This is a genomic window from Streptomyces sp. NPDC101237 (assembly GCF_044767465.1).
GTDB lineage: Bacteria > Actinomycetota > Actinomycetes > Streptomycetales > Streptomycetaceae > Streptomyces > Streptomyces gramineus.
Genome location: NZ_JBIWNY010000035.1, coordinates 58,400 through 74,651, shown reverse-complemented (window position 1 = coordinate 74,651; position 16,252 = coordinate 58,400). Strand labels below are relative to the sequence as shown.

Here is a 16,252-nt window from a genome sequence, read left to right as displayed (position 1 = left end):
GCCGGGCTGTAACCCCTGTGCCTCCGGCCCCGCCCGGGGGGTTTGTTCCCCCCCGGCCCCCGGGGGTGGGCCCGGGGGGGGCCCCCCCCCCCCCCCCCGGGGGGGCCCCCCCCCCCGCGCCGCGGGGATGGTCCCACCGCGGCGTCCGAGGAGGTGCTGCGCCTGATGTGCTCCTCGCACCTGCGGGGATGGTCCCGACGTGCAGCGCTCCGGCTTGGACAGCATGATGTGCTCCCCGCGCCCCCCGGGAATGGTCCCCTCTTCCTCCGTACGACGCTGGGCGACGTGGAGTGCTCCCCGTGCCCGCGGGGATGGTCCCAAGGTCGTGGCGGCCGTGCTCACGAAGCTAACGTGCTCCCCGCGGACGCCGGGATGGTCCCGCGTCCGAGCCGTGGCTGTGGACCGAGGCCGAGTGCTCCCCGCGCCTGCGGGGATGGTCCCTTATAGCTCAGGTCGTTCACGGTGTTGTCGGGCTGCTCCCCGCGCCCTCGGGGATGGTCCCTGGTCCTCGGCGGACTGCGTGATGGTGACGCCCTGCTCCCCGCGCCCGGGGGGGATGGTCCCGAGGTCATGCGATTCGGAGGCCTCGACCGGCATTGCTCCCCGCGCCCGCGGGGATAGTCCCCAGGACGGCGAGCAGTGCAGTGCGGTACCGCTCCCCGTGCCCGTGGGGATCGTCCGACTCCGCCGCCGTCTTCGGCCCGGACGTCTCAGCGCTCCCCGAGCCCACAGGGATGGTCCCCGACCGACGGCAATCGTCGGCGAAGGTGACCCCTGCTCCCCGCGCCCGCGGGGATGGTCCCGTTCCGAAATCGGAGACGAGCTGGGTGACCTTCTGCTCCCCGTGCCAGCGGGGATGGTCCCTTCGGCGAGATCGCCTGGCGGTACGGCTCGAACTGCTCCACGCACCCGCAGGGATGGGCCCCAGGTCCAGGGCAAGTCAGGCTCGGCGACCGGTTGCTCCCCGCGCATGCGGGGATGGTCCCGTCGCCCCGTCCACACAGGTCGTCGACGTCACCTGCTTCCCGCGCCCGCGGGGATGGTCCCCTCCACGCCGGGCCTGCCAAGGCCGGCGCCTCCTGCTCACTGCGCCCGCGAGGATGGCCCCCTGCTCTGGAAGACGTCGGTCCCGCTGTTCAACTGCTCCCCGCGCCCGCGGGGATGGTCCCCAGACCGGCTGGGCGTTCAAGGACCGGGTCGTCCGCTCCCCGCGCCCGCGGGGATGGTCCCGTCGTCTTGTCGTTGCCGAACTGGTAGTCCGTCTGCTGCCCGCGCCCGCGGGGATGGTCCCCCGCCGAACCGGTTCAGGACGTACAGCTTCCACTGCTCCCCGCGCCCGCGGGGATGGTCTCCACACCGACGATCACGGGTACGTCATCGCGTCCTGCTCTCCGTGACCGCGGGGATGGCCCCATGTCGATGGACCAGTTCAACGCGGCCATCGGCTGCCGCGCCCGCAGGGATAGGCCTGCGCTGACCTGGCGTGGGGGTTGTCAAAGAAACTGCTCCCCCGCGCCCGCGGGGATGGTCCCCGCAGCCGCTGCGAGTCCGACATGGCTCACCCCTGCTCCCCGCGCCCGCAGGGATGGTCCCCGCCGGCTCTGCGTTGCTGAGGCGACTCGGTGGTGCTCCCCGCGCCTGCGGGGATGCTCCCGAGACCCGGCTCATCGGTCAGGGCGCCGGCAACTGCTCCCCGCAGTCGCGGGGATGGTCCCGACATGCAGTTCGCGGAGCTGCGGAACGTCGGCTGCTCCCCGCGCCCGCAGGGATGGTCCCATCACCCAGGCTGCCTTTTCAGGAACGACGGCTGCTCCCTGCGCTCGTGGGGATGGTCCCGGCAGCCCCGGCTTCCGCCTGCCCTGCCCCTGCTGCTCCACGCGCCCGCGGGGATGGTCCCACCGTCGCTGTCCTCGACGAGGACGCGCAGGACTGCTCCCCGCGCACGCGGGGATGGCCCCTCCCACGTGACGCGGCGTGTGAAGAGGGCCGCCTCCTCCCCGCGCCCACAGGGATGGTCCCGTGGTGCAGGTCGAGTTCGAGGGAACCTTCGACTGCTCCCCGCGCCCGCGGGGATGGTCCCGGGCCGAGCGCGGTGGACGTCGCGGTCATGGCCTGTTCCCCGCGCCCGCGGGGATCCTTGTCTCGGCCCGGGACGGACCGCTACGACGGTGAACACGGCAAGAAGAATCACCCGGCAAGGCGCCGCCGCGGCGGTATCGGTCACGAGCAGGACGGCAAAGGGGACTGCGCGTAGCAGCGCACCATCTTCATCCAGCTAGGGATCAGACCTCGATGTAGGCGACGACGACCACGGTGCGCAAGGCGGTGACGAAGTACAGGATGCGGACGGCTTCGACGTCGTCGGTGTACTGGCGGAGCTGGGGGCCTGTGGTGTCGCCGGGCAGCGCCTGGCCGACGTCGGGGTCGACGGAGATGACGACCAGGGCGCGGTCCAGGGCGTGGATGTCCGCTTCGCTGGTGATGTTCTCCAGTTGCTTGGCGGCGGAGTCGGAGAAGGCGATCCGGGCGCGGCGGGGCCCGTGTCCTGGTGTCATCAGGCGACGGCCGGCCTTTGGGCTGCGAGGCGGGTGAGGTGCGCCTCACGTAGCTCCTCCCAGGGGGTGCAGTCCTCTACTGGGGGCAGGCCGTTGGTGGCGATGTCTTCCAGGACGGCGGCGAACTGGTCGGCGCGCTCACGGGTCTGGGCTGCATAGGCGCGGACGGCGTCGGCGGCCGCGGGCTCCAGCTGCTCTCGGACGGCTTGGTCGGCGGGGGCCGGCTGGTCGGTCATCGGAGCCTCCAGGCAGGGCGGGCGTGTGTCACCACGGTATCGCCGGGCGGCCGTGTGGGGACCGGCTTGCAGCGGTTCTCGTCACCGGGAACTGCGCGGTCTCCTGCGATGTCCGGAGGGGTATGAACCATGATCTCGTGACGGCGGCGCTCGGTGCCGGCGGTGCCCTGGTCGTCGGACTCTCGACGCAGGTGGTGACCGAGGGGCTGACGCGTCGTCGGGAGGCGCGGGCGCAACGGGCGGCTGATCAGGCGGCGTTGCAGGCGCAGGCTGATGAGCTGTACGCGGCCGTGCTCGCGCTGAATGCGGCGGGCACCATGCACGACCAGCTGATGACCAGCGGACGGGCGCGACTGGTCATCATGATGCATGCGGCAGCCCATTGGATCGCGGAGGTGGCCCGCTCAGAACCGGGCGTCAACCGGGGCCTTGTCGGACTCGGCAAGGCGTCCACGGTGATCAGCCAGTGGGACCGGGAGCAGACCGCGTCGGCGGCGGGGCTGACTGCGCCGCTTACGCGCCTTGGGGCTGCTGTCGCACCGCTGGCGAGGCACCCGGACCGGGTGCTCGCCGATGCGGCGGTCACCGTGTTCGAGACGGTCACTGCCAACTACCGGGACACCGAGAGGGGGCAGCAGGCCCTGAGGGCCTTCCGTGCGGAGCTGCTGCGTGTCCTGGATCCGCCCGCGGTGTCCTGGCGGCGGCGGGTCCTGCGCCGAGACCGCAGCAGCTAAGCGGCGGGTCGTGCGGGCAGGCCGGCGCGCCAGGCCGCGGTGAGGACGGCGTCGTCCGAGTCGTCCCAGTACCGGGAATTGGTCGGGTCGGCCTCGCGCCATTTGCCGAGCTGTTTCCTCACCGCGTAGAGCAGGCCGAGGGGAATTCGGATTTCCTGCGGCGTCGCCAGTCCGGCCGCCTCCCAGTAGGGGTGCATTTTCGCGGCGAGAGTTTCGTATTTGGCGATTGTCAGGCAGTGCAGAACGGCTTCGACTCGCAGGTACGGAAGCGGCCCCGAAAGTAGCGTGCCGTCTTCTTCGGCCTCCCGAATGGTCACCGTCATGGCCTCTCTCCTATGTCGACGGACCGGAATTGTATCTGCCCGGTGCGCCCTGCGGCCGTGTTTTCATTTCCGGTCGCAGGGCGACTTTTCCGATCGGCGACTTCGCGCGGCTGATTACGCGGCGAATCCAATATTGGTGACGTATTCGTACTGGCCCCACTGGGAGCCGAGGTCGACGACCGCGTCGTCGACCCATGCGTTGTCGAGGGCGTCGTCATCGTCGGCGGCCCATGCGGCGACGATCCGGTCCCAGCGCCGGACGTTCAGCGTGCGGAACTCCACGGCCCGCTGGTGGGGCTGGGGGACCTGACTCTGGTTGAGCGGGTGGAACTCCACGCGGGTGCCGCGCCCGTCGCGGTTGAGGCGGGCGAGCAGGTAGCGGGCGACGTTCTCACGCCTGACCGCGCGGTAGGCCTGCTCGATCGCGGCGAGGTTCGCGCGGGAGGGTGAACGGGTTCCGGCGAGCCAGGCCTTGATGGTGCGGGGTGTGGCGGTGAGGCCGGCGTCGCGTGCGGCGGTGCGGGCGCGCTCGCTGCGGGTGAGGTAGTGCAGGCGGGCGAGCAGGCCGCGGCGGGCGGTGATGGGGGTGGCGACGTATCCGGCGAGCGCGTCGAGCTGGCGGGCGACGGCCTCATGGCCCTTGATGCCGTGCGCGCCGTACCGGCCGAAGTCGAGGTTGCGCTCTGGCATGTCAGGCCCCTTCCTGGGAGTCGGCGTCGCCGACGGTGTACACGTCCTTGACCTTGACCTCGGTCACGCCGCGCCCTTCGGGGAAGACAGCTTGCCAGTCACCCGCGACGTGCAGTTCGTCGGTGCCCATGGCGCGGACCACGATGAGGCCTTCGTCGTAGGCGCGGTGGGCCTTCCACCACAGGTTTGCGAACGCCTGGGAGCGGATGAGGTGCATCCAGTCGGTGCGGTAGAGCTCCCGGTTGTAGTTCGACTCCCCCATGGTCGAGACGAACTTGGAGTACATCGCCTTGACGTACTCCAGCGTGACGTCGTCGCCGTCGGCGATCGCCGTGTCGCGGGCGTCCTTGAGCGTGATGCGGAACTTCTCCAGCAGGCCCTCGGTCGCCCCGGACGTCCAGGACTCGTGGATGACGGGCGGGTCGCACAGCCCGTACTTGGGGCCGGAGATCCGCAGGAGCAGGCGCAGGGTCGGCTCCGTGACCCACAGCGGGCCGGGTTCGTCACGCTGGCCGATGGGGTTGGGGAGGTAGGCGTCGTGGTCCCAGTCGGGCGGGGTGATCAGGTGGATTCCGGCCCGGCGCCGGTCGTGCTGATCGCCCTCGGAGTGCTCCAGCTGCCCCAGCGGCAGGTGCGTCTTGAGCGCGGACAGGTAGGCGCCGTTGATGTCGAGCGCGGTGATCTCGTGGGCGCCGGGCGGGAGTTCGGGACGGGTCCACTTCGGGCGGGCCTCCCAGACCTGGTCGGCGCCCCGTGCGGACTGCTTGCGCAGGACATCGGGCAGCCACGGGTGCGCTACGACGTCGTACCGGCCGCCGAGACGCGACTGGTCCAGCAGCGCCATCGCGTCCGGGATCGCCCGGCGCACCAGGGCCTCGGTGGCGACCGCCACGTCCCCGCCGTGCTCATCGAGGACGGTGGCGACCGCCGAGGAGATCCGGCCCGCCAGCGGGTCCGGAGCCGACGCCGCCCTCACCCGCCGCCCGGCCGCAACGACCTTCACACCACGCTGGTCCGGCCGCGCTCCGCCGCCCGGAGTCCGGCCACGCTGCACCGGGGCCGGGGCCGGGGCGGGGGCCGGGGTCGGCGCGGCCGGGGGCGCGGGGGGCGGGGGCGCGGTGTGGCAGTCGGCGGGGTCCAGGTGCTGGGGGAATCCCTCGACCTGGTGGCGGGCGGGCTGCCCGCACAGCACGCACGGCTGAGCCACGGCAAGCACGTCGTCGCCCTGGGCCTGGCCGTCGCCGTCGGTGATGGTCGCGGTCGCGGCGGCCGGGCCGGAGTCGGCGGCGGCCGCAGTGCCGGCCGCGTCCGGGCGGCTGTCCAGCTTGGCCTGTGCCTGCTCCAGGAAGTACGCGTAGCGCTCACGGTTCCCGCCGTTCGGGTCGCGGCCGGCTTCCCATCCGCTGAGCGTCGACGCGCTCACGCCGACCGCGCGCGCCACCTGAGCCTTCGTCAGGCCGACGGCCTCGCGCAGCCGGCGGCGAACGTCCGGGTCCGGCAGCGTGGGCTCGTCGCGGGCTCCGGCCAGCAGGGCGTCGATGGCGGCGCGGCCGTTGCCGATGTTCGTGTCCCGGTCCATCGGGACTTCCTTCCTTGATCGCCTGTGTGGCGCTGTGGGGGCCGATCTCCGCCCCGGAGCGGGCGAGGTGCCCGGCGGAGGGAGATCGGTGCAGTGCGGGGCGCTGAGCACCGTCTACGGGGCCGCTCAGTCTCCGTTGACGGTTGCCATGTCGCGGATGCGGCCGTAGTGCAGCTGGTGCGCCACGGTGACCGTGCAGATGGATCCGTTGCGGTTCTTGCCGAGGATCAGGTCGACCTCTCCCGCGCGGGCGCTGTACGGGTCGTAGGCGTCCTCGCGGTGCAGCAGGATGATGGCGCTGGCGTCCTGCTCGATCTGGCCTGAGTCGCGCAGGTCGGACACCTGGGGGCGCTTGCCCTCACGGCTTTCCGCCCCCCGGTTGAGCTGCGCGCAGCAGATGATGACCGCTCCGGTCTCCTCCGCGACGATCTTCAGTTCGCGACTGATCTCGCTGACGCGCTCGTACGGGGACTGCCGGGAGCTGCGCTGGTCGGTCTCCATGAGCTGGAGGTAGTCCACGATCACCAGGGGCGGCTGTCCGGTCTCGCGGGTGATGGTCTGGATGCGGTGGCGTACGCGGCTGGGGGAGACGCGGGCGCTGTAGTCCATCCACACCGGCAGGGCCTTGAGGTCGGGCACGTGGCGGGCCAGGCGGGTCCAGTCGTCGTCCTCGATGGCGTCGCCGCCCTTGAGCAGGCGCCGCAGACCAACCCGCGAACGGGCCGCCAAAATTCGGTTGTTGACCTCGCGGCGGCCCATCTCCATGGAGTGCACGAGGGACGGCCGGCCGCTGCTCGCGTTGGCGATCGCCACGCCGAGGGTGAGTGCGGACTTGCCCATGCCGGGCCGTCCCGCGACCACGATCACGTTGCCCGCGAGCATCATCAGCGCTTCGTCCAAGTCCACCAGGCCGGTGACGGCAGCGGCCTGCTGAGGGCTCTCCAGGCTCTCCAGGTGAGCGTGCAGGTCCGCCCCCAGGCGCCCGAAGTGCCGGTCGGCCTCCCGGTCGCCCGCCGCGAGGTAGTCCAGCTCGGTCTGGACAGCGCGGACGGTGTCGGTCACGGCGTCCGGCGCGGTCTGACGGGCCCTCTGGAGGCCTCGCCCCAGGGCGGCCTGGAGGGCGCGGACCTTGGCGTATCCGTGCACAAGCGCGGCGTAGTGCTCCACCTCGCCTGACGAGCATGCGGCCTCGACCATGCGGGACAGGGCCACCCGGCCGCCGATCCGCTCCAGGTCCCCGGTGCGGCCCAGTTCGGCGACCACCATCGGCAGGCCGGTGGGCTGGCCTTGCCCGTGCAGGCGGGTGATGGCCGCCCACACGGTCTCGTGCGCGGGCCGGTACCAGTCACCGTCCTCGATGACCCGGGCCGCGTCCGCGACGGGGTCGTAGGCGGGCGTGGCCAGCATGCAGGCACCCAGGACGGAGGCCTCGCCGTCCTTGTCGGCGGCAGGCTCCTGCTCCAGCAGTGTCTCGGTGTCGGTGGTCGTCATCGCTGCCCCTCCCCGGCCACGCCAGCCGTCACGCCCTGGTGGGTGCAGCGGCGCATCGGTGCATCGTCGTCGTCATCGAGGAGCCAGCCGTTCGGGTCGCACGCCGTACACGCCGCGACCAGGGCCAGGCGCACCGCGGCCCCATCCGGTCCCTCGCCCGTGCCCACAGCCGCCGCACGCGGCTTGACCATCGCGTACAACCGCAGGTCATCCACCCACCCCGGCAAGCACTTCGCCCACGACGTGGCGCCCTGGGTGTTCTTCAGAACGTCGGCCTCCAGCAGAGCCCGCCCGGCGTCGTCCAGGTCGGCGAGCAGCGGCCAGCCCTGGTCCCGCATCGCCCGCAGCAGACGCGGCGCGCACCTCCTGGCCGTTGCCGCACCAGCCTGCCAGCGCTGCATACCCGCGAGGAACCTGGCGGCGTCTTGCAGCTGCTCGGCGGTGAACTCCGGCGTGCGCTGGTTCTGCTGCTCTCGCTGTGATGGGAGCGACTGTGCGGGGCTAGTGAGGGGGTTGGGGGAGGAGGATTCCTCCTCCTCCGGGGGGTGTGGGGGGGGAGAGGCGGACTGCGGGTTTTCCACTTTCCGGTTCTGACCTGGCGAAACGCGGGTTTCCAGATCGCGGGTTTCCCGCGATTCGGCTCCGGACTGCGGGTTTTCCGCATTTCGGCTCTGACCTGGCGAAACGCGGGTTTCCCGCGATGCGGGGGTCTGAGGATCGCGGGAAACCCGCGTTTCGCCACTGACCTGCTGTGATGCCGAGATGCCAAGGTCGACGTACTGCGTGTTGTTGGCGGGGTTCCGGTACACCCGGGTCACCCAGGTGGGACGTCCCGTGTTCCCGTCGAAGACGCTGACGCGGGCGAGATGGCCAGCGGTCGTCAGCCGCTTCGCGATGGCGTTGTAGCGGTCCTTGCCCATCTTCCAGCCTTGAGCCTGGAGATCCCCGCGGATCGCCTCCATGGTCGACGGCAGGCGAGGATCGCGCAGCAGCAACTCGGCCAGGACACCCAGGTCTTCAGGCTGGAGCCCCGGCGTGCGCACGAGCTCGCGCCGCAGGATGACCTCTTCCGGGGCCTCCCAGCCGCGCTCCAGGTAGGTGGAGCCGAAGTCGTCGCTCATTGGGCGGCCTCCACCTGGTGGAGGCCGCCTGCGGCCGGGAAGGACATATGCCCCGGCATGGCCGGTGGGCGCAGGACCGTCCGCGCGGCCGGCGGACGGTAGAACAGGCGACGCAACTGGGCCATCTCCCCAGGTAGGGGAGCCGTACCGGTGGAATGTGACCTATGCGGGTCCCAGGAGTAGTGGCGTTGCGCAATCGAGTGCGCATACTCTGGGTACAGGTGACCACGAGGGCCGTCAGGCCCGCGGGTATCACCCCCGGCGAGGTCACCTCACCGGACACGACTCGAAGCTTTGGTAAGGGCGTGCGAGTCGGACTTGGAAGCGGCTCCTGTTGTGGCGACAGGGGCCGCTTCGCATTTACGGAGATCGGGAGAGCATCAGCCGCTCAACCTGCCTCTCCATGACTCGTTTCCAGGTCGGAGGCTACTTCCGGGTGCTTATCGGCCCAACCCTTGAGGAGTCGGGCATAAGCCTCTAGGTGGCGGCGGCGCGGTTTCGCGATTCCGGTCTCCCAGCGATGGAACGCCACCCTGGTGACACCGAACACCTCAGCGACTTCCTCCTGAGTGAGCCCGTCGGCCTTGCGGAGACGTGCCCGAGTTTCCGGTGGCGGCATGGTGTCCGGCCGCGCGAGTAGAGCGTCGACTGCATCGAGTAGATCAGACACTGATTCCCCTCCTCACGTGATCCAGAACTATACATAAGTCTTCGCTAACCGCTGTGCAGTTGAGGGCGTGTCCGTGGGAAATTCCTCCGAGCTAGGGTCATCGGCATGCGCCTCGCCCTCTTCGACCTCGACGGCACCCTGGTCGACCGCCGATCGGCCTTCACGGACGCCGTCGTGCAACTCAGCCACGATCACGGCTACGGGCCCGAGATCCAGCGCTGGCTGACAGACGAACTGGCTGACCGTGCGGACCGCGGTGACTTCGAGCGCCTGCGTCGCACCTTCGAGCTCACCGAGTCGGCCGATCATCTGTGGCGCGTGTACGTAGACCGAATCGCTGCTGCCGTGCACTGCCGCCCCGCCGTCCTTGACAGCCTGAAGCGACTCAAGGCGGACGGCTGGAGCATAGGCGTCGCGACCAACGGCTCCAGCGACATCCAGCGCGCAAAAATCAGGTCCACAGGCCTCGCCGGCCTGATTGACGGGATCGCTGCTTCCGGTGACATCGACGTCCGCAAGCCAGACAGTCGGCTCTTCGAGCTGGCGGCCGCCCGCTGCGGAACCCAGCTGACCCCTGGCGACTGGATGACCGGCGACAACCCCGAAACCGACATCGCCGGCGGCTACCGGGCAGGACTCCGCACCATCTGGGTCGAGGGCCGCCCCTGGCCGGAGGGACTGGACGCGCCCCACCACACTGTCGATGACGTCACCGACGCCATCGACTACCTCCTCACCCATTCCCCGGAGTAACCCCGTGCCCCACCAGCCAACCGTCGGCATCCTCCACCCGGGCAGCATGGGCGCCGCCGTGGCCGCCTGCGCCGCGACGAACGCGAACATGGTCCTGTGGTGCAAGGCCGACCGCAGCCCCGCGACCATCGCTCGCGCCGAGCGGTTCGCCCTGACCGGGGTGGCCACGCTGACCGAGCTCCTGGACCGCAGCGACATCGTCCTCAGCCTCTGTCCGCCGGCCGCGGCCGAGGACCTGGCCCAAGAGGTCGCCGAGCACGGCTTCACCGGGGTGTACGTGGAGGCGAACGCCATCAACCCCGAGCGAACTGGGCGGATCGCCGAGCTGCTCGGGTCCACGGCGACCGTCGTCGACGGAGGCGTCATCGGCTCCCCGCCCGTGGGCGGCAAGAGCCCGACCCTCTTCCTGTCCGGCCCCACTGCCGAAGTCACCCAGGTCGACGCACTGTTCGCTGGCACTGACGTGCAGACAGGGATCCTGGGCACGGAGGTCGGGAGGGCATCCGCGCTGAAACTGTCGTACGCCAGCTTCCAGAAGACGTCTCGCGTGCTTGTGGCGCTCTCGGTCGGCCTCGCCCACGCGCATGGCGTCGACCAGGAGCTCCTGCAGGTCGCCAACCGACGCAGCGACTCGTACCTTGCCGAACCCGAGTACATCGCCAAGACCGCGGCCCGCGCCTGGCGGTGGGGCCCGGAAATGGAAGAGGTCGCCGACGCGCTTGCCGCGGTCGGCCTCCCCGCGGAGATGCTGCGTGCGGCCGCGTCAACGCTGGCACGGTGGAACGATGCCAAGGACGACGGCGAACTCACGCTCACCGACGCCTTGGACCGACTCGCCCAGCCGTAGCCTGCGCTCATGCCGGCGCCGCTCCCGCCCGCTGCGCCAGCAGCTGGTCGAAGAGCTGCGCCACGTCCTGCGGACCTGACGCCGTGGTGTCCACGATTAGGTCCCAGACCATGCCCGGGTGCGCGTCCAGGTCCTCACGAGTCGCGTCCCACGCAGCCAGGCGCGCCGCGGTGTCGCTGTCGCCGCGCTCCGCCGACCGCTGCGCGGTCACCTCGCGGGGGCACCACAGCAGCACCACTGACCAGTCGGCCGGGTAGCCGTCGATCAGCGCTCGGACGCCGTCGACCTGCCCGAGGTGGACCACCGGCACCCCAGCCGCGAACGCGGCGTCGACCCCGGGCCGGTCAATCACATAGGTGTTGCCGTACCGGGCGTTCGCGTAGAGGACGCCGCCCGCGGCCTCCAGCTCGCGCAGATGCCCCGCCGTGCCCATCCGATAGCCGGCAGCCTTGCCCGTCCCCACCTTGAGCCGCGCGAACGGCACGTACCGCGGACTCAACTGGATGAGCGCTGCGGTGACGGTGTCCTTGCCTGAAGCCGGCGGGCCGTAGAGGATCACGCCCTGCTTCCCCGTCATGCGTACACGGCCCCCATCGCCTGCCGGGCCTGGTCCGCGAGCGAGACCGCAGTGCCGAGCCGGTTGTCGACGACCAGGTGCGGCACCGCCGGCCGCAGGTCCATGTCGATCGTGCTGACGTACTCGTCCCAGCGCGCGAGTTTCCAGGCGTCTCGGGCAGCGGAGCGGAATGTGATGTACTCCCGCATCGACTCCTCATCGCAACGCACCCAGACCGGATAGACATCCACCCCCAGGGCGTTGCAGCGGTTGGCCAGCCTCTGCATCCAATCGGCGTTCGTCATCTCGGAGATGAATGGCGCGGTGAGCACCGTGCTGATGCCGCACTTGATGTTGGCCATTGCGGACTGCATCAGGCAGTCGTACTCCACCGGCCTGACGTTCTCCCGGTACACGTCGGTGTGCCGGTCGTTCGGGTCGGCGCCTAGAGCGACCAGCAACTTTTCCACGAGCGGGCGGGTGAGCGGGTCCTTGTCGAGCAGGGGCCAGCCGGTTAGCTGAACGAAGAAGCGTGCCAACTCGGTCTTCCCGCTGCCGGCGTATCCGCCGACCAGAATGAGCGAGGGCCGGTGCGGGTCTCCCCCGGTGTGCCGGCGCTTCCAGGCGTCAATGATGCGCTGCTGGAGCGTGACGTGGTCGGCCGCCTCGGAGCCGGGCGCGATGGCGTGGATGGCCCGTTCTACGGCTAGGACGTGCGCGCCATTGAGATGGTCGTCCACCGGCGTGACCTTGAAAGACGTCTCCTCGCCCGGCAGAGCCGTTCGGAAGCCCAGGTCCGGTTCGGTGGCGCGGTACAGGAGGCAGTAGGCGCGCCGGTAGTGAGGGCCCGGGAACACCTCGCCCTGCTCGTGCTGCCAAAGCGTCTGAGGGTTGGCGGCGGGGATGCCCTTCAACTTGGCCTGCTCGGCTACCTGCCGCAGCCGTTCCCCTGCCTGCTCCAGCGTGAGCCCATGCGCTTCACGATGCTCACGCAGATGCTCTGGCCGCCAACCCACGTGCCTTGCCACCCTCTGCGCCTCCGATGTCATGTTCCGGAGCCTAGATCCAGACCCCGAAATCCCATGTGTACGCGGATGTTGAAATCCTGTGTACGAGCACGTGCACGAGCTTCGACAAGCCGCTGTGATGTCGCTCTGAGGATCTTGCCGGTGTGATGGCTCCCACACGACGAAGATCTCGGAGGGCCAGATCAGTGGGTACTTATCGCGGGTTAGGAGCGCCCTCCGTGCCACACGCCCGGCCGGAGAATGTCCTCCCAGACCTCCAGAGGCCCTTCGTCGTCGGAGTAGACGGTCCGCAAGACGAGAACGGGGACAGGAACGTCCTGGGGTACGTCGATGCCGAACTCGTGGAGTTCGTTATCGGAAGCCAACCGGGCCGCGCTCTGTTCTGGTCCCGCAGTGATCGTCCTGCTGGTGCGCTCGGTGTACAGGTCATGCCGGAACTTCGGCATCGGTCCCGCGTCAAGCAACTCCGGCAGGACCGACAGGGCCCTGACGTGAATCATGTTCAGGGCCAAGACTGTGGGCTTGCCGTCCCGCATAAAGGTTCGGCTTCGTACCACGATTTCGTCGTACAGATCGATTCCGAGAAGGTTCGCGATCTCGGGATCCGCGCACGAGCGCAGGACGGAACGGGAGTTCGTGTAGGTCTCCCGGGGGGCCAGCGGCCGGCCAGTACGACGAAGACGCTCCAGCCGTGCGGCACCAGTGAGGATCGATGGAGGGATATCGCTGGGACCCAAGACGGTGGTGCCGCTGCCCTGGGTCGTGCGAATGAGTCCTTCAGCCTCCAGAGCTTGGTAGGCACGATGGACCGTCGCGGTGGCCCCTTTACCTTCGGCGACAAGCGCTTGGACCGACGGGAGTCGGTCGCCAGGGCCGTAGTCGCCATTCTCGATCTTTTTCGCGATCTCATCTGCGATCTGTCGCCACTTTGGGGCCGGGGCTGGCATGGCGGCTCCTCTCGGCTCGGCTGTCGCAAACAGTGAACCACATTCTAGAAGAGCTTGACATGTCTTCTAGAAGACTTCATTGTTGTGCCTGCGGTCGACGCTAAACGTCCTCCGCGCCAGTAGGACCGCAGGAACGCCCCTTCCCCTGCTAGTTGGGGAGGGCCGGGGTTGATGCACCACGAAATCCCCCGGGTCATGGCTCCTGCGGCGCACTAGCAGCGCAGATGTGCTGTCCGTCCGTCAGGACGTGCGGGCTACGGCCTGTGCACCTGGCGGGCTGAGAGGACACCGCGATGCGTCCCGCCCCTCCGATACGAGGAGTCATCGTGACCACGACCGCCACCCCCACGGCTCGCAAGCGGTGCCGCAAGACTCGCACCAAGCGCTTTAACCCCCTTGCGCCAATCGCCCTTTCAAGCCTTCCGGTTACCGAGATCGACCTGTCCCCTGGCCGGGAACACATGGTCTGCCCCGAGTGCCGCACCTGGTGCCCGATCACCGGCATGAACCGCGCCCCCAAGCTGGTGCCCCACCACGCCGACCCCGCCGGCACTCCGAACCCCCGTCGATGCATGGACGGCACCGACCGCCGCATCACCATCGACATCACCGTCGAGGACTGGCGCACAGTGCTGATCGAGGCCCGCCCCACCACGGCCTCCCGCCGCGCGACCAAGGTGCTGCCCAAGCCCAAGACAACGTCGACCCCGGCCGCGAGCCAGCTCACGCCCGCCCCGCTCAGCGCTGAGACGGTCCGCCGCTTATTCCAGCAGCACCAGCAGCACTGCCGGGCCTGCCGAGGCGAAATCACCGGCCGCGACGGGATGCCGCTCCCCTGCCGCGACGGCGAACGCCTGGCCATCACGTTCCTGCGCCTGCTCCGCCAAGAGCCCCGACGCCGCGCCGTCCGTGACTTCTTCGCTCAGGAACGGCGCCAGTTCGACCGCCACTACGCGGCAGCCTCCCCCACGCGCACCGCACAGTGGAGCGCCGTACTCCCGCAGGTCGTTGACGCCGACACCCGGCGCGCGCAGCTGCCTGAGGGCGACGCCCCGACCGAGTCCCCCGCTGTCCCGCTCACCACGCTCCACCCAGGACACCAGGCGGCCTGACCCCCCGGACGAACGACCACGGCCCCGGCTACCCCGATCGATCGGGGTAGCCGGGGCCGCAGCCTGCGCTGCCCGCCGATCATCGGCCCGCTTCACCGCGGGCCGGTGATCGGCGGAGTGCGCAGGACGCACTCAAGCGACGGACCCCCGGGGGTGCATCCCCGGGGGTCCTGTCGCAGGTCACCCTCTCTCGAAGGACGACCCACATGCCCAGCATGACAGCTACCCCCGCCCTGGACGCCCGCCCGCCGCTGCCCAAGAGGCCGCTCCCGCACGAGCGGACGCCGGACCGGCCCGCCCCGGCCGGCGGGCGCCCGCACCCGCAGCGCGACGCGCGGGTCGACAGCGAGATCGGCCCCCGCTCGGTCGGTGCGATCTACGAGACCAGCGTCAGCGCGTACGAGGTCCTGGCGGTCATCCGCGACCCCGAGCGGGCCAGCAGCCTGCTCCGGCGCACCGCGCTGTGGGCGGTGATCGTCCGGGACATCTACCGCGTGGACGGCGAGCCGTACGCGGTCGGCGACACCTGGACGACGTCGGACCACCTGGTCCTGATCCGTGAGGGCCGGACGCCCCGGTCGTACGCTCCGGCCGCCTGACGATCCGCCACGGTCCGCCTCCCGTCTCCCGCCCCCACGGCGGGTGGGAGCGGGAGACGGGCCGTGGCTGGCCGTCCGGCCAGCCACAGGCGGCGGCCCCGGAGATAGCGCTCCGGGGCCGCCCATACAGGAATCGGAGTTCCTGTGGCTGACAGCATGTCACGCACGATCACGACCGACGAGGCCAACCGGCGTCTCGGTCAGCACCTCTTGGCCGTCGTCCGCGAGCAGGACGCCCGGATCCCCGCCGGACGGCGTGCACCGCGCACCGTGGCGGAGATGCGGGCCCGCCTCGCGGCGGCCGGCGCCGTCCTGGCCGGGACGGAGGTCACGGCATGACCGCCGCTGTCCTGCGCCTGACCGACGACGAGCGCGCCGAGCTGTCCCGCAAGGTCGCTGAGGCGAACAAGCAGTCGCAGAACCGCCCTCGCTGATGCCCATGGACCTGTTCGAGCGCTATCAGGCCGCGCACACCGCGCACCGCACCCACCGGGCCACCTGCACGACGTGCAGCGACAGCAGCCGCTGCCCCACCGGGCAGCGGCTGTTCGAGTCGTTCGCGGCGTTGCAGGACGCCTACCTCAACCGTCAGCGGAAGCCGTAGCGCTGACGTCCGCCAGTCCGGCACCGCCACCTCTGCCGACTGCCTGACCCGCCCGGCCCGGCCCCCACTCCCCCGGTGGGCCGGTCCGGGCGCGGTCCAGGGGAGCCGCGCAGCCGCGCGACCGATCACCTCCACCGGGAGGCCTTGATGCCCGCCCTCACCCCCACCGCCCCGACCGTCCGTCTGCCCCGCTCGCTGTGCCGGCACCCCGTGCTGTGCCCGGCGGCGGACAGCACGGACCGGGAGGCCGCCGCCGTCCTGGTGGCCCACCCAGAGCAGGGATGGAGCCTGCTCTGCAACGGCCTGATCGTGTTCGAGGACACCGGCGACCTGCTGCCCGACGGCCGGGTCATCGCCCCGCACCGCCCCGTCTGACCCGCCCCCACACGCCGCTCACCCGTGCGGCA

At 70.4% G+C, this 16,252-nt stretch carries 19 protein-coding genes; 8 read left to right on the top strand and 11 right to left on the bottom strand.

All coding sequences use genetic code 11. From position 1 onward, the window contains the following. Window positions 1-2,282: 2,282 nt before the first annotated feature. Complete coding sequence (locus ACIRQ9_RS35890; protein ID WP_404183448.1) at window positions 2,283-2,555, bottom strand: hypothetical protein; 273 nt, start codon at window positions 2,553-2,555, stop codon at window positions 2,283-2,285. Continuing rightward, window positions 2,555-2,791, bottom strand: a complete 237-nt coding sequence (locus ACIRQ9_RS35885; RefSeq protein WP_404183445.1) for a hypothetical protein — start codon at window positions 2,789-2,791, stop codon at window positions 2,555-2,557. The genes ACIRQ9_RS35890 and ACIRQ9_RS35885 overlap by 1 nt, the downstream gene beginning before the upstream one ends. Before the next feature lie 122 nt (window positions 2,792-2,913). On the opposite strand from ACIRQ9_RS35885, the gene ACIRQ9_RS35880 reads away from it, so the two are divergent. After that, window positions 2,914-3,525, top strand: a complete 612-nt coding sequence (locus ACIRQ9_RS35880; protein WP_404183442.1) for a hypothetical protein — start codon at window positions 2,914-2,916, stop codon at window positions 3,523-3,525. On the opposite strand, the gene ACIRQ9_RS35875 is transcribed toward ACIRQ9_RS35880, so the two are convergent. The 6 genes from ACIRQ9_RS35875 to ACIRQ9_RS35850 all read right to left on the bottom strand — a co-directional run bounded on the left by ACIRQ9_RS35875 (window position 3,522) and on the right by ACIRQ9_RS35850 (window position 9,348). Then, on the bottom strand, window positions 3,522-3,848 hold the full coding sequence (locus tag ACIRQ9_RS35875; RefSeq protein ID WP_404183439.1) for a hypothetical protein: 327 nt from the start codon (window positions 3,846-3,848) through the stop codon (window positions 3,522-3,524). The genes ACIRQ9_RS35880 and ACIRQ9_RS35875 overlap by 4 nt on opposite strands. A 114-nt stretch (window positions 3,849-3,962) precedes the next feature. Continuing rightward, a complete protein-coding gene (locus ACIRQ9_RS35870; RefSeq protein WP_404183436.1) occupies window positions 3,963-4,538 on the bottom strand; it encodes a transcriptional regulator in 576 nt (191 codons plus the stop codon). 1 nt (window position 4,539) lies between these two features. After that, window positions 4,540-6,117 (bottom strand): helix-turn-helix domain-containing protein, encoded by a 1,578-nt coding sequence (locus tag ACIRQ9_RS35865; RefSeq protein ID WP_404183433.1) that lies wholly within the window; start codon window positions 6,115-6,117, stop codon window positions 4,540-4,542. A 126-nt stretch (window positions 6,118-6,243) separates the two neighbouring features. Next, window positions 6,244-7,608, bottom strand: coding sequence for a replicative DNA helicase (locus tag ACIRQ9_RS35860; protein ID WP_404183430.1), 1,365 nt, complete (start codon window positions 7,606-7,608; stop codon window positions 6,244-6,246). Further along, window positions 7,605-8,729 carry a hypothetical protein gene (locus tag ACIRQ9_RS35855; RefSeq protein WP_404183427.1) on the bottom strand — a complete coding sequence of 375 codons (1,125 nt, stop codon included), beginning with the start codon at window positions 8,727-8,729 and terminating at the stop codon, window positions 7,605-7,607. The genes ACIRQ9_RS35860 and ACIRQ9_RS35855 overlap by 4 nt, the downstream gene beginning before the upstream one ends. A 388-nt stretch (window positions 8,730-9,117) precedes the next feature. Then, a complete protein-coding gene (locus ACIRQ9_RS35850) occupies window positions 9,118-9,348 on the bottom strand; it encodes a helix-turn-helix domain-containing protein (RefSeq protein ID WP_404183456.1) in 231 nt (76 codons plus the stop codon). A gap of 156 nt (window positions 9,349-9,504) precedes the next feature. Here ACIRQ9_RS35850 and ACIRQ9_RS35845 point away from each other — a divergent pair, with 156 nt between their 5' ends. Beyond that, window positions 9,505-10,152 (top strand): HAD family hydrolase, encoded by a 648-nt coding sequence (locus ACIRQ9_RS35845; protein WP_404183424.1) that lies wholly within the window; start codon window positions 9,505-9,507, stop codon window positions 10,150-10,152. A gap of 46 nt (window positions 10,153-10,198) precedes the next feature. Next, window positions 10,199-10,999, top strand: coding sequence for a DUF1932 domain-containing protein (locus ACIRQ9_RS35840; protein ID WP_404183453.1), 801 nt, complete (start codon window positions 10,199-10,201; stop codon window positions 10,997-10,999). Window positions 11,000-11,006: 7 nt separating this feature from the next. Here the strand turns inward: ACIRQ9_RS35840 and ACIRQ9_RS35835 are convergent, their stop codons facing one another. From ACIRQ9_RS35835 to ACIRQ9_RS35825, 3 genes are all read right to left on the bottom strand, one after another. Next, window positions 11,007-11,576 (bottom strand): guanylate kinase, encoded by a 570-nt coding sequence (locus ACIRQ9_RS35835; protein ID WP_404183421.1) that lies wholly within the window; start codon window positions 11,574-11,576, stop codon window positions 11,007-11,009. Further along, the gene (locus ACIRQ9_RS35830) at window positions 11,573-12,604 is read right to left on the bottom strand and encodes an AAA family ATPase (RefSeq protein WP_404183418.1); all 1,032 of its coding nucleotides are present in this window, start codon (window positions 12,602-12,604) and stop codon (window positions 11,573-11,575) included. Before ACIRQ9_RS35830 ends, ACIRQ9_RS35835 begins: the two co-directional genes overlap by 4 nt. A 182-nt stretch (window positions 12,605-12,786) precedes the next feature. After that, window positions 12,787-13,530, bottom strand: coding sequence for a GntR family transcriptional regulator (locus ACIRQ9_RS35825; protein ID WP_404183416.1), 744 nt, complete (start codon window positions 13,528-13,530; stop codon window positions 12,787-12,789). A gap of 326 nt (window positions 13,531-13,856) precedes the next feature. Between ACIRQ9_RS35825 and ACIRQ9_RS35820 the strand changes: the two genes are divergently transcribed. The 5 genes from ACIRQ9_RS35820 (at window position 13,857) to ACIRQ9_RS35800 (ending at window position 16,220) form a co-directional block, all read left to right on the top strand. After that, on the top strand, window positions 13,857-14,642 hold the full coding sequence (locus ACIRQ9_RS35820; RefSeq protein WP_404183413.1) for a hypothetical protein: 786 nt from the start codon (window positions 13,857-13,859) through the stop codon (window positions 14,640-14,642). A 206-nt stretch (window positions 14,643-14,848) separates the two neighbouring features. Continuing rightward, window positions 14,849-15,241 carry a hypothetical protein gene (locus tag ACIRQ9_RS35815; protein WP_404183410.1) on the top strand — a complete coding sequence of 131 codons (393 nt, stop codon included), beginning with the start codon at window positions 14,849-14,851 and terminating at the stop codon, window positions 15,239-15,241. Between the two features lie 156 nt (window positions 15,242-15,397). Further along, window positions 15,398-15,580: a hypothetical protein gene (locus ACIRQ9_RS35810; RefSeq protein ID WP_404183407.1), complete on the top strand. Its 183-nt coding sequence runs from the start codon at window positions 15,398-15,400 to the stop codon at window positions 15,578-15,580. Window positions 15,581-15,680: 100 nt separating this feature from the next. Continuing rightward, window positions 15,681-15,845 (top strand): hypothetical protein, encoded by a 165-nt coding sequence (locus tag ACIRQ9_RS35805; protein ID WP_404183404.1) that lies wholly within the window; start codon window positions 15,681-15,683, stop codon window positions 15,843-15,845. A 147-nt stretch (window positions 15,846-15,992) separates the two neighbouring features. Continuing rightward, entirely contained in the window at window positions 15,993-16,220 is a 228-nt protein-coding gene (locus ACIRQ9_RS35800) for a DUF5999 family protein (RefSeq protein WP_404183401.1), read from the top strand. Window positions 16,221-16,252 lie beyond the last annotated feature (32 nt).

What these genes read in the sequence shown, in the direction of transcription:
- ACIRQ9_RS35890 (WP_404183448.1), bottom strand. Translation starts at nt 2,555, where the DNA reads ATGACACCAGGACACGGGCCCCGCCGCGCCCGGATCGCCTTCTCCGAC.
- ACIRQ9_RS35885 (WP_404183445.1), bottom strand. Translation starts at nt 2,791, where the DNA reads ATGACCGACCAGCCGGCCCCCGCCGACCAAGCCGTCCGAGAGCAGCTG.
- ACIRQ9_RS35880 (WP_404183442.1), top strand. Translation starts at nt 2,914, where the DNA reads ATGAACCATGATCTCGTGACGGCGGCGCTCGGTGCCGGCGGTGCCCTG.
- ACIRQ9_RS35875 (WP_404183439.1), bottom strand. Translation starts at nt 3,848, where the DNA reads ATGACGGTGACCATTCGGGAGGCCGAAGAAGACGGCACGCTACTTTCG.
- ACIRQ9_RS35870 (WP_404183436.1), bottom strand. Translation starts at nt 4,538, where the DNA reads ATGCCAGAGCGCAACCTCGACTTCGGCCGGTACGGCGCGCACGGCATC.
- ACIRQ9_RS35865 (WP_404183433.1), bottom strand. Translation starts at nt 6,117, where the DNA reads ATGGACCGGGACACGAACATCGGCAACGGCCGCGCCGCCATCGACGCC.
- ACIRQ9_RS35860 (WP_404183430.1), bottom strand. Translation starts at nt 7,608, where the DNA reads ATGACGACCACCGACACCGAGACACTGCTGGAGCAGGAGCCTGCCGCC.
- ACIRQ9_RS35855 (WP_404183427.1), bottom strand. Translation starts at nt 8,729, where the DNA reads ATGAGCGACGACTTCGGCTCCACCTACCTGGAGCGCGGCTGGGAGGCC.
- ACIRQ9_RS35850 (WP_404183456.1), bottom strand. Translation starts at nt 9,348, where the DNA reads ATGCCGCCACCGGAAACTCGGGCACGTCTCCGCAAGGCCGACGGGCTC.
- ACIRQ9_RS35845 (WP_404183424.1), top strand. Translation starts at nt 9,505, where the DNA reads ATGCGCCTCGCCCTCTTCGACCTCGACGGCACCCTGGTCGACCGCCGA.
- ACIRQ9_RS35840 (WP_404183453.1), top strand. Translation starts at nt 10,199, where the DNA reads ATGGGCGCCGCCGTGGCCGCCTGCGCCGCGACGAACGCGAACATGGTC.
- ACIRQ9_RS35835 (WP_404183421.1), bottom strand. Translation starts at nt 11,576, where the DNA reads ATGACGGGGAAGCAGGGCGTGATCCTCTACGGCCCGCCGGCTTCAGGC.
- ACIRQ9_RS35830 (WP_404183418.1), bottom strand. Translation starts at nt 12,604, where the DNA reads ATGACATCGGAGGCGCAGAGGGTGGCAAGGCACGTGGGTTGGCGGCCA.
- ACIRQ9_RS35825 (WP_404183416.1), bottom strand. Translation starts at nt 13,530, where the DNA reads ATGCCAGCCCCGGCCCCAAAGTGGCGACAGATCGCAGATGAGATCGCG.
- ACIRQ9_RS35815 (WP_404183410.1), top strand. Translation starts at nt 14,849, where the DNA reads ATGCCCAGCATGACAGCTACCCCCGCCCTGGACGCCCGCCCGCCGCTG.
- ACIRQ9_RS35810 (WP_404183407.1), top strand. Translation starts at nt 15,398, where the DNA reads ATGTCACGCACGATCACGACCGACGAGGCCAACCGGCGTCTCGGTCAG.
- ACIRQ9_RS35805 (WP_404183404.1), top strand. Translation starts at nt 15,681, where the DNA reads ATGGACCTGTTCGAGCGCTATCAGGCCGCGCACACCGCGCACCGCACC.
- ACIRQ9_RS35800 (WP_404183401.1), top strand. Translation starts at nt 15,993, where the DNA reads ATGCCCGCCCTCACCCCCACCGCCCCGACCGTCCGTCTGCCCCGCTCG.